This window comes from Nocardia sp. NPDC060259, from assembly GCF_042728775.1.
Lineage (GTDB): Bacteria > Actinomycetota > Actinomycetes > Mycobacteriales > Mycobacteriaceae > Nocardia.
The window spans coordinates 23,242-35,373 of sequence record NZ_JBHXAY010000075.1 but is presented as its reverse complement, the minus strand read 5'-3'; the positions used below and the strand labels follow the sequence as shown (position 1 = coordinate 35,373).

Genomic DNA, 12,132 nt, shown 5'->3' with positions numbered 1-12,132 from the left:
CAGGTGTATCGCGCGGCCCCTCGCGGGCGCTGACTCGTTCGGCCGTTGCCGGATGCGGGTGTCAGTCGGCCGATTCCGTGCGCGGGCCCTCCGGCATCGGCGCCTGGGCGGGCTGCATCCCCATCGGGATTCCGGTGCCCGGCAGGGTCGGCGCCGCGGCGGGAGTCTGCGGGACGACCGGGGCCGCCGGTTCCAGGGGCAGCGGGTCATCCTGCGGCGCATCGCCGTACAGCTGGGTGGGGTAACCGAGCGGGAACTGGCTCGGGTCGATCAGCTGCGGGTTGGGCGACACCGTCTCGTACGGCGAGGTGTCCGTCGGCTCGGTCGCCGGGCTCACCTCCAGCCCGCTGCCGGAGCCGATACCGCCGGCCGAGCCGGTCTCCGCCGGACCGGTGTCGGCGGTCTCGTGCATGCCGGGGACCCGCGGCGCGATCGAACCGGCGGGGCTCGCACCCGGCTCCGACGACACCGCGGTGTTGTCGACCCCCTGCGTCCCGTCGTTCATCACCGCGTACGCACCGCCCGCGACCAGACCACCCGCCAGCAGGCTCGCGGCCGCGACGACCATCGCCGCGCCCCGCGTGGAGTGCGCCGCGACCGCGACCGGCACGTCGGCGGCGTCACCGAGCGCGACCAGCGCGGCACCGGCGGCCGGGGCGAACGGCGCCAGCCGGCAGGGCAGCACCGGCACGCCGAATCCGGCGGCCGCCTCGCGCACCGCGGGTGCGTCGGCGGACGAGCCGACGAGCACCACCGCGCCCGGCCGCACCGAGGCCGCCTCGAACTGATCCCAGGCCGCCGACACCCCAGTGCGCAGCGCGTCGGGGGTAGGCGCGCCGGTCTGCGCGTAGGCGGCGAGCACCCGGTGCCTGCCGGGGTCGAGCAGTGTCATCGCCTGGTAGCCGGGCACCGCCTCGTAGACCAGCAGGTTGTCGAATTCGTCGAGCCAGGTCATCGCGCCCGCGACGAACAGGTGCGCCGACTTGGCCGAGACCAGTGAGGCCGTGTGCCATTGGGTGGCCGCGAGCCGGGTGACGATCGCGCGCCGCTCGACGGCATCGCGGTAACTCACTGCCACTCCGGCGATCTCGTACTCGTCGTCTAGTTCGGCGGCCATCGTGTCCAGTGCCACCTGCACCGCCGCGGCGATCTCCGCCTTGCTGTCCCCGCCCGCACGCACGGTGCGCCGCAGCAGCATCCGGTCGGTGAGCGTGTCGCCCGCCTCCGCGAAGGCCACCGCGTGCACGGCGCCTCGCTCGGTGCTGACGCCGAGAGTGATCACAGATCCTGCAGCCACAAGTCTTGCCTTCCCACGGGGGCAGATAACTTCGCGGTAGATCGGTTGCGGCGAGAGATCACCGCGAATTAGCGTGCGGATGCACGCACGCTCATCTGATGATTCGTCACCAGCCCGGGCCCGGATGGGAGGAAAATCTCCCAGTTGTTGACACGCTGTCGGTAGACGCGTGTCGCGGATGTGTGTATACCGCTAGCCTGGATGGGTGGAAGTACACGCGCAGGCCCGGTCCAAGCAGAGCCGTCCGGACCCTGCGCTGGAGTTGCAGGACGACCCGCAGGAGCTGATGCCGCGTAAGCGGCCGACCCAGGAGCGCAGCAAGCGCAAGTTCGACGCGCTGCTGCAGTCGTCGCGGGAACTGCTCGTCGAGGTCGGCTTCGAATCGTTCACCTGTGAAGAGGTCGCGCAGCGCGCCGAGGTGCCGATCGGCACGCTCTACCAGTTCTTCGCCAACAAGTACGTGATCGTCTGCGAGCTCAATCGGCAAGACCTGGTTGCGGTTTCCCGTGAGCTGGCCGACTTCCACGGCGAGATCCCCTCGCTGGACTGGTTGCGGCACATGAACCAGTTCGTCGATCATCTGGCGAATCTGTGGACCACCGATCCCTCGCGGCGCGAGGTGTGGCTGGCCATGCAGTCGACCCCGTCCACCCGGGCGACGGGCGCGCTGCACGAGAAGGAATTCGCCGAGGTGGTCTCGCAGATGCTGCGGCCACTGACCCCGCGCACCCCGCGCGCCCGGCGCACGATGATGGCCGAGGTGCTCGTGCACGTCGTCTACTCGATGCTGAACTTCTCCGTGCAGGACGAGCAGTCCAACGCCGACGCCGTCGCCGAGCTGAAGCGCCTGATGGTCGCATACCTTCTTGTGGCGGAAAAGGAATCGCGGACCGCCCAAGACTGAGCGGTCCGCGATCTCTAGCGGGTGGTTTCCCGACCCTCGATGAGGTCGGCCAGTTCGCCCGGGTCTTCCAGAACCACCATGGCGGCTGCTGTGTCGCCGTCGTGGGTCAGCGACAGGTGGACTCGCGCGCGGGGCAGGAACTCCGCGGCCAGGCCGTGCAGTTTGATGCTCGGCCTGCCCCACGCGTCGTTGACGACTTCGATCAGCGGATACGGGTTGTCCCCGATCTGCGGGCTGCGCGCGAAGCGAGACGATGCCCAAGCCTTGAGCACCGCCTCCTTCGCGGCCCAGCGTGCGGCGAAGCTGCGGGCCGGGTCCGTCTGCTTGCTCTGGCAGTAGCGGCGTTCACCAGCGGTGAAGCTCTCCCTGAGCATCGTCGTCCCCGACCGTTGCAGCTGCTCGGCGAACTCGGAGATGGTCACCAAGTCCAAACCGATACCGAGAATCGTCACGAAGCGGCAGCCTACGACGCTTCGGTCGACTGCGGAGCAGAACCGAGCTGTCCTGCGCCGCAACCCCATCCGTTCGCCCGGTACACACCCTCGCTGTCGAGCCTCGCCTCCGGCGAGAGCAGCATGTCGGCCTCGAGCTGACGGATCTGCTTGGCCGGGGTGCCGTCGGCGCCGAGGCGGCGATCCGCAGGCTTCTCGTACAGCGCCGCGCCGCCGCACATGGCCTCGGCGAAGCGCTGCCTGCCCGCGAGCTGACGCGCCTGCGCCCGCTCCTGGTACTCGGCCCTGGCAGCAGGCTCGATCGCGGCGAGGAACGCCTGCGGATGAACCACCGCGAGCAGACCGGACACGTGGCCGAAGCCGAGCGAGGTCACCAGACCCGCCTTCAGCGCGAACTTGTCACCGAAGCGCAGCGGCTCGCGCGCCCACACCAGGTGCGGGTAGGCAGCCATCTTCTCGTCGACACAGTCCAGGCTCCGGTTCGGCGGCACCACACCGTTTTCCAGCACCTGGCACAGGCCGATGAGCTGGAAGGCCGCCGCGCCGCCCTTGGCGTGGCCGGTGAGGCTCTTCTGCGAGACCACGAACAAGGGAGCGCCGTCGGTGCGACCCAGCGCGCCGGCGAGCCGCTCGTGCAGCTCCGACTCGTTGGGGTCGTTGGCCGCGGTGGAGGTGTCGTGCTTGGAGATCACCGCGATGTCGTCGGGCGTGACACCGAGCTTGCGCAGTTCGGCGGCCAGGCGCGAGCCGCTACCACCGCGGCCCGCACCCAGCGCACCGAGACCCGGCGCGGGGATGGAGGTGTGCACGCCGTCGGCGAAGGACTGCGCGAAGGCGAGCACACCGAGCACCGGCAGACCCATCTCCACGGCCACGTCACCGCGGGCCAGCAGCACGGTGCCACCACCCTGCGATTCCACGAACCCGCCGCGACGGCGGTCGTTGGCGCGGGAGAAGTAGCGGTCGCTGATGCCCTTGGCGCGCATGGCCGCCGAGTCCGCGGTGGCCGACATGTCACCGAATCCGACGATGCCCTCGATGCCGAGATCGTCGTAACCACCGGCGACCACGACCTCGGCCTTGCCGAGCCGGATCTTGTCGACGGCTTCCTCCACCGACACCGCCGCCGTGGCGCACGCCGCGACCGGGTGCACCATGGCGCCGTAGCTGCCGACGTAGGACTGCACGACGTGCGCCAGCGCGACGTTGGGCAGTGCCTCCTGGAGGATGTCGTTCGGGCGCGGCTCGCCGAGCAGGTTGTCGACGTAGAGCGAGCGCATCGAGGACATGCCGCCCATGCCGGTGCCCTGGGTGTTGGCCACCAGGCTCGGGTGCACCCAGCTCATCAGCTCGTCGGGGCTGAAGCCCGCACTGACGAACGCGTCGACGGTGCAGACGATGTTCCACAGCGCGACCCGGTCGATCGAGGCGGCCATATCGGCGGACACGCCCCAGATCGTGGGGTCCCAGCCGGTCGGGATCTGACCACCGACGACGCGCGAGAGCTTCGCCTTGCGCGGCACCCGGATCTCGGTGCCCGCCTGACGGGTGACGGTCCAGTCGCCCGACTCCGCGACCGGGCTGATCACCGTGTGCTCGGGATCGGCGGTGTGGAAGGCACGCGCCTCGGCCTTGCCCGCGACCGTGAAGGTCAGGTCCTGGTCGAGGAACACCGAGGTCAGCAGCGGCGCCGCGTTGTCGAGCATCGCGCCGTCGTCCTCGTAGCGGCGCACGCCGCAGCGCTCGACGACGGTGTCGTGGTAGCGCTCGGCCAGCTCACCCTCCGGCACGAAGTCCCCGGATTCGGTGTCGTACCAGCCCGGCTTCGGGTCGTTCTCCCAGCGGATCAGACCGGTGGTCCAGGCCAGCTCGAGCACGCCGGCGGCGGAGAGCTTGTCCTCGACCTCCATCTCGAAGCGGGTGCGCGAGGAACCGTACGGGCCGAGTTCGGCGGCGCCGACGATGACGACCATGTCGCTGAGGTCGGCGGTCACCGCCCCCCATTCCGGCACGGGCAGTGCCGAACTCAGGGTGGGCGGCGCGGGCAGCGCGGCGATGGTCGCGGCGGTGGCCGCTTCCTCCTCGCTCGCGGCCGCGGCCTCCTGGGCCTGCTTGGCCAGCGCGGGCAGGTCGAGCTTGGCGCGCGCCAGACCACCGGTGAGGTCGATCTGCTGCGGCCCGGTCTCGGTCACCTGACGGGCCCGCGAGGTGCACCACTTGAGCAGCTCGTCGGCCATCTCGGTGGTCGACCAGGTGTGCACGCCCGCCTTCTCCACGGCCTCGACCATCGGGTCGTTGTGGCCCATCAGCCCGGTGCCGCGCACCCAGCCGATCAGCGCGTGCACCATGGTGACCCGCGCCGACCACGACTTCTCGGCCCGCCACCGGGTGACCACGGCGTCGAGCGCAGCCTTGGACTCGCCGTAGGCGCCGTCGCCGCCGAAGAGGCCACGGTTGGGCGAACCCGGCAGCACCACATGCAGTTTCGCGTCGACGTCGTGGTCGGCGCCGAGGGCGGACAGGCCGCCGATCAGCCGCTCGACCGACCAGAGCAGGACCCGCATCTCCATCTCGGCGCGGGCACCCGCGTCGGCGAGATCACCGGCGACGCGCGGTGCCGCGAACGGCACCAGCAGCGTCGGGGTCATGGCGTCCTTGACCTTGATCTTGGCGCCGCCCGCGTTGTCGACCTGCTCGGTGCCGACCCAGTCGATCAGCGCGTCCAGGTCCTGGTAGGAGGCCATGTTCGCCGGGACCACCCACAGCGCCGCGCCGTGGCGGGCGTTGTCGCGGTACAGCGAACGGTAGAACCGCAGCCGCTCGTCGTTCAGGCGGGAGGTGGTGACGACCACCGTGGCACCGCCGGAGAGCAGCTTGCCGGTGACCGCGGCCGCGATGGAACCCTTGCTGGCGCCAGTGATCACGGCGACGTCGTCGGACCACAGACCGCCATCGGTGGTGTCGAGCGCGGCCTCCGCGATCTGGGCATACACGCCGGCCAGCACCGAGCGGGCCTCGTGCATGGCCCGCTGACGCCACCAGTTCGCCTGCGCGGCAACGGCTTCGCCCGCGCCGACGTAGCCGGCGATCGGCTGCTCGGCGGTGGCGGCGTCGTCGCCGAGCCACATGGTGGCCAGGTCCTCGCGGGCGGTGGCCCAGCGGTCGTCGATCAGGACGGCCTTGCGGGCGTCGAACGCCGGGGCGACCAGCCGCGGCCAGTCCGTGCCGAGTTCGGCCGAGACCAGGTCGACGAGGGTGTCCTCGGTGGCCTCGGGCGCGCTGACCTGCTCGCTGAGGCCGAGCTGCTCGAGGATGACCCTGGCGGCGGTGGCGAGCACGCCGTCCCGGCCGGTGATCTGCTCGGTGAACTCGCCCAGCGCCGCCGCGTCGACGGTGCCGCCGGACGCGCCACCCGCCGAGGGCAGCGAGACCGCGACACCGCGTCGCGACGCCACCGCCTGCACGGCGGCGTCGATGGCCGCGTCGACCGAGGCCGCGTCGCTCAGCGCACCGCCGACGAGCCCGCCGAGGTCACCGCCGCGCACGCTGGCGCCTTCGCGGGTGCCGAGCGAGACCTCGGCGGTGACGTGGCTGGCCCAGCCGTCGCCCAGTTCCCAGACCTTCTTGACCCGGTCGGCGATGGCGGCGGGCCGCTTGCCGGAGGGGCCGAAGACCTTGCGCAGGTGGTCGCCGATGGCATCGGTGAGCACGGTGCCGAACGGCTTGTAGGTGCGCGCCAGGCGCTCGACGGTGGCCGACAGAGCGCCCATGTCGGCGTCGGCGGCGCCGTCGATGGCGCCGAGCGAGAGCTCGGAGCCGAGGTCGACCAGCAGCTGGTTGCGGCGCGACGACACGCCGTCGCAGAGGCCTTCGATCGTGTCGACCGGGCCGATCTGGTCGAGCCGCAGCTTGGTCCACAGCGCGATGAGCACGCGGGTGGCGTCGGCGGCGGAGAAGGAGATGTCGTCGGGACGCGGGCCACCGGTGGCGACCGGTGCCGCGGCAACCGGTGCGGCGGCAGGGGCTGCCGCCGGCGCCTCGGCCGGGGTCTCCTCGATGTCGTCGTCGACCGGGGCGGGATCGGTGTCGGTGGCGTAGACGACCGCGGCGTCGCGCTCGACATTGACCACCTCGACCGTCGCCCCGCCGAACGCGGGCAGCTTCAGCGTCTGCGAGGCCAGGTTGGCCACCGTCGGGGTGGCGCCGAGGCCGATCTCGACGAACCGCTCCACGCCGAGGCCGCCGTGCGCGGGATCGGTGAACAGCAGGTCCTGGGTCTCGATCCAGCGCACCGGGCTGGCGAACTGCCAGGCCAGCAGCTCGATCAGCACCACGCGGCACAGTTCGGCCTCGCGCGCCGCCCAGCTGTCGAAGTCGGCCAGCACCGCGGCCAGCGGCTCGGACGGCACGAGTTCGGCGATCTCGGTGAGGAATTCACGTTCCAGCGAGAACGGGCGCGGCACCAGGTTCGGGATGTAGCGGCCGACGAGCACCTCCGGGCGCACCTCGGTCGGCAGCAGCTGCTCGAGCTTGTGCCGGAACTCCGGGACACCGTCGCGCAGCACCGAGGAGTGGAACGGCACGTCGATGCCGGGCACCAGGATGAACGCCCGCTTGCCACCGAATTCCGCACGGCGCCGGTCGATCTCGGTCTCGAGCGCCTCGAGCCCGGCGACCGTGCCCGCGATGGCGTACTGCGAGCCACGCAGGTTCAGGTTCACGACCTCGAGGAACTCGCCGGTGGCCGCGCCGATGCCGTCGACGAAGTCGATGACCTCGGCATCCGGCAGCCCGATCTGCGACGGGCGGATGGCGGCCATCCGGTAGTCGCTGCGGCCCTGCGCGTCGCGCGGGACCAGCTCGTGCATGGCCGAGCCACGCTGGAACACCACCTCGAGCACGGCCTCCAGCGGCAGCACTCCGGCGACGGCGGCGAGCGCGTTGTACTCACCGACCGAGTGACCCGCCAGCATCGCGCCCTCGACGAAGGCGCCCGCCTCGCGCAGCTCGGCGACCTGGGCGACGCCGAGGGTCGCCATGGCGACCTGGGTGAACTGGGTCAGGTGCAGCACGCCGTCCGGGTGGCGGTGTTCGACACCGCGCGCCTTGAGGTAGGTCGGGTTGTCGCGCACCACCGCCAGGATCGAGAAACCGAGGGCTTCGCGGGTGTGCGCGTCGGCACGCTCCCACACCTGCTTGGCCGCCTTCGAGCGGGTCAGCGCGTCCAGACCCATCCCCTTGCGCTGGATGCCCTGGCCCGGGAAGGCGTAGACGGTCTTCGGGGCGGCGGTGCGCCCGGTCGCGGTCATGACCAGGTCACCGTCGACGCGGCAGGAGACCTCGACGATCTCGCTGCCCGCGTCCACCGCGATCCGCTCCACCCGCACGTCCACGGTCGCGCCGGGGCGCACCATGCCCAGGAACCGGGTGGTCCATGCCGTGAGAGTGCGTGCGGGAACGGAGCTTTCGGGATCCACCGCGACCACCGCGTGCTGGGCGGCGGCCGAGAGCCACATGCCGTGCACGATCGGGCTGCCCAGTCCGGCCAGCTTGGCCGCGGCATCGGAGGTGTGGATCGGGTTGTGGTCGCCGGAGACGGCGGCGAAGGCGTGCATGGCGCGCGGGGCGGCCATGGTGACGTCGCGGCGACGGCGGCGCGGGGTGTCGGTGGCGTCGTCGGACACCGCACCGGCCGCGCGCGGCGGATCGGTGAGCTCGCCCGCGCCGTTGCGGCCGCGGATGGCGAACCGCTCGACCAGCCGGGCCAGCGGTGCCGCCTCGAGCCCCTGATCGAGGATCAGGCCGACGGTGACGGCCACCTCGACGACCCGGCCCATGTCGGTGTCGACGACGGCGCCACTCTCGGCGCGCACCACGAGAATGCCGGTCTCCGTGGGCAATTCGTTCAGCAGCTCGATCTGGTGGTCCAGGTGGACCAGATCCAGCATGCCCTCGATCACCGAACCGTTGTGTGCGGTACGCGCCGCGCCGAGCACCGCGAACACCGCGGGCCAGCAGGCGCCGACGAGCACGTCGGGCGCGGTGCGGCCGAGGGTGCTCAGCGTGGTGGGCAGACCCGAACCGGTGACACCGGCGTGGTCGGCGACCAGGTCGGGCATCCAGGCCAGGTTGAGGTGCGCCACACCGGCTTTCACCTCGGGCAGCGACTGACCGGCGGCCACGCCGAGCAGCGCCGACATGGCGGTCTCGGCATCGGCTTCGGTGATCACCGGCGCGCCACCGGAGTAGATGCTCACCGGCACGGTGATGCGGATCTTCACCGCGTCCCGGCCCAGCAGCGGCACGGCCAGCTCGACGTAGCCGAAATCGGCTTCGGGACCGGAGATCTCGGTCAGCGTCGCGCCGGTGCCCTGATGCACCGCGCTCCCCTGCTCCACGACCCACTCGCCGACGGCGCCGAGGCGGTGCACCGGGTTGACGGTGGTGCGGCCGGCCCACTGCACGTCGGGGGCGGCGAGCACGGTGTCGATCGGGCCGGTCACCACACCGGCGACGCGGCGCGCGTCGACCGGGGCGGGCACGACGCCAGCCCGGACCAGGCTGTAAGCGGTGTCCTGCTCGAAGCGGTCGAGCAGCTCGCCCACCGGCTCGTCGACCCGGGTGATGCCCGCGACCGCGACGGTGCCGGGGATGACACACACCTGATCGGCCGAGTAGCGCGGATCATGGGCCTGCCACAGCGAATCCGAGCGCCACCAGCGACGCACGTCGGCGTCGACGACGGGCACGAAGTTCACCGGCTTGCCCGGCGTCTTGCACAGCGAGACGAAGAACGGCACGTCGGCCGGGTGCAGCACGGTCTCGGCGACGCTGGGGTACTCCTTCTTCAGCGCGCACAGCGCCTGCACCGGGTGCTCGAAGGCCTCGTCGTCGGCGAACAGCGTCTCGATCTCGCCGCTGTCGGCGGGGTGCAGCCGGGCTTCGGTGCGCCGCATCATCTCCGCGAACCGGTCGCGCCAGCTGATGTCGAGCCAGTCCGAGCGGGTGGCGTCGCGGATCGCGTCGCCGATGTCGCTGCCGCAGTCGAACGAGATCGGGACCTCGCTCGAGACCGCGAGCGAGACATAGCGTTCCAGCCACTGCTGGTAGGTCATGGTGGCGACGTCGCCGAAGTAGGGCTTGGCGGTGGCGTCGAGCGCCGCGATGATCTCCTCGCGCCGGGCGGCGACGGCCTCGGCGTCACCGGCGACCTCGTCGAGCAGGCGGCCCGTGCGCGAGGCGGCGTTGTCGATCTCGTGGATGTCGGCGCCCAGCTGGCTGCGGCCCGAGGCCATGCCACCGGAGGCGGTGCCGGCGCCGACCCAGTCGGGGGTGCCGGGGGTGTCGACGAGCAGCTGCTTGACCTCGGGGGCGGTGGTCGCCTCGAGGGTCGCCATGGCGGCGGTGCCGACGAGCACGCCGTCCAGCGGCATCATCGGGTAGCCGTGGTTGGTGGCCCAGGTGCCGGTCAGGTAGTCGGTGGCCCGCTCGGGGGTGCCGATGCCGCCGCCGACGCAGACCACCACGTTGGCGCGGTTACGCAGCTCGGCGTAGGTGGCCAGCAGCAGGTCGTCCAGGTCTTCCCAGGAGTGGTGCCCACCGGCCTTGCCGCCCTCGATGTGCATGATCACCGGGTAGTCCGGCACGGCGTCGGCGATGCGCAGCACCGCGCGGATCTGGGCGACGGTGCCCGGCTTGAACGCGACGTGGCTGATGCCCGCCTCGGTCAGCTCCTCGATCAGCGCGACGGCCTCGTCCAGCTCGGGAATGCCCGCGGTGACGATCACGCCGTCCAGCGGCGCACCCGCCGCGCGTGCCTTCTGCACCAGGCGCTTGCCGCCCAGCTGCAGCTTCCACAGGTAGGGGTCGAGGAACAGCGAGTTGAACTGCACCGCGCGGCCCGGCTGCAGCAGCTGGCGCAGCTCGGTCATCCGGTCGGCGAAGATCTGCTCGGTGACCTGACCGCCACCGGCCAGCTCGGCCCAGTGGCCCGCGTTGGCCGCGGCCGCGACGATCTTCGCGTCGACGGTGGTCGGGGTCATGCCGGCGAGCAGGATCGGCGAGCGGCCGGTGAGCTTGGTGAACGCGGTCTCCACGACGATGCGGCCGTTGGGCAGCCGCACCGGCTTGGGCGCGAACGCCGACCACGGGGTGGCGGCCTCGGGGGCCGCGCCGGGGGTGAGCAGGCTGCGCTGGCCGGGACGGGTGGCGGCGGCGACCACGCCGACGCCGGTGCCCTTGAGCGAACCGCCGGTGACCCGCGAGAGCAGGTCGCCGGGGCCGAGATCCAGGATCCACTCCGCGCCCGCCTCGACGACGGCGTCGACGGTGGCGACCCAGTCGATCGAGTCGACCAGGATCTGCTGGGTCAGCGAGGCGGCGAGCTCGGCGTCGAGGTCGCACTGGCGGGCCCAGCCAGCGACCAGGTCGACGGTCTCGGCCAGGGCCGGGTGGTGGAAGGCGATGTCGACGGCGACGTCCTCGAACACCGGCGCGAACACCGCACCGCCGCGAATCTTGCTCTCGCGCTCGCGCGTCTGCTCGTCGTGCAGCTGCGCGCACTTGGCCCGCACCCGATCGAGCTGGGCGGGGGCGCCCGACAGCACGACCCGCCTGCGGCCGTTGCGGATCGACACCACCGCGGCGAGCGCGGGGTCGACACCTTCGGCGACCTCGGCGACGATCGCCCGCAGCTGCTCGGGATCGACATTGGACACCGCGACCATCGGCGAACGCTCGCCCACCGGCATCAGCCCGCGCCTGCGCGCGACGAGCCCGGCGGCGGCGCCGACGAGCTGGGCAATGGCCAGCAGCTCCGCGTCACGCGCGCCGCCCGCCTCCACCGCGGTGGCGGCGAACAGACCCTGCGAATGCCCGACGATCGCGACCGGCGGGTGCTCGGCCGTGTCGAGACCCTGCAGACGCAGCGCCCTGGTGGCCGCGAGCTGGGCAAGCAGCACGCCGGGCATCGACACGGCGGCCGAGCGGAGCACCGAGTCCGCGGGCACCGACGAGGGCTCCTCCGGCTCGTCCAGCTCACTCTCGAGCATCCAGCCCATCGGGTCGAAGCCACCGGGACGCACCACCAGCAACTGTGCCGCAACCGGCTCGATCAGCGCCGCGGCCTCGTGCACCAGTGCGGTCAGCTCGGGCTCGAGCGCGCTGTCGCGACCGATCTCCTCGAGCTCGCTCAGCCACTGCGCACCCTGCCCACCGAACGCCAACGCATACCCGGCCCCGTTGCGCAGCTGCTCAACCAGCGCCGCGCGGACACCCGATGCCTGGCCACGACCACCAGCTTTCGCGGTCGACTCCATGCCCATCTCGGTGCTCTCGTTGATCGTCAAGACGCTCGACTTCCTTCTCCTGGCGCTCCGCCCACCGACGGCACGCACACGTATCCGGCAGCCCCTCGGGCCTGTTGAAAGCCACGATCGCACAAAATCATGAGGAAAGCCTCACGTTTCTCGCCCCCACGA

At 71.6% G+C, this 12,132-nt stretch carries 4 protein-coding genes; 1 reads left to right on the top strand and 3 read right to left on the bottom strand.

Annotation, left to right across the window (positions count from 1 at the left end; translation table 11 throughout):
• Positions 1-61: 61 nt before the first annotated feature.
• The gene (locus ACFWF2_RS23965; RefSeq protein ID WP_379309681.1) at positions 62-1,297 is read right to left on the bottom strand and encodes a hypothetical protein; all 1,236 of its coding nucleotides are present in this window, start codon (positions 1,295-1,297) and stop codon (positions 62-64) included.
• A gap of 286 nt (positions 1,298-1,583) precedes the next feature.
• Here ACFWF2_RS23965 and ACFWF2_RS23960 point away from each other — a divergent pair, with 286 nt between their 5' ends.
• Positions 1,584-2,201 carry a TetR/AcrR family transcriptional regulator gene (locus tag ACFWF2_RS23960; protein WP_229740149.1) on the top strand — a complete coding sequence of 206 codons (618 nt, stop codon included), beginning with the start codon at positions 1,584-1,586 and terminating at the stop codon, positions 2,199-2,201.
• Between the two features lie 14 nt (positions 2,202-2,215).
• On the opposite strand, the gene ACFWF2_RS23955 is transcribed toward ACFWF2_RS23960, so the two are convergent.
• Complete coding sequence (locus tag ACFWF2_RS23955) at positions 2,216-2,653, bottom strand: holo-ACP synthase (protein WP_189032848.1); 438 nt, start codon at positions 2,651-2,653, stop codon at positions 2,216-2,218.
• Between the two features lie 11 nt (positions 2,654-2,664).
• Positions 2,665-12,000: a fatty acid synthase subunit beta domain-containing protein gene (locus tag ACFWF2_RS23950; RefSeq protein WP_379309680.1), complete on the bottom strand. Its 9,336-nt coding sequence runs from the start codon at positions 11,998-12,000 to the stop codon at positions 2,665-2,667.
• Between the last annotated feature and the right edge of the window lie 132 nt (positions 12,001-12,132).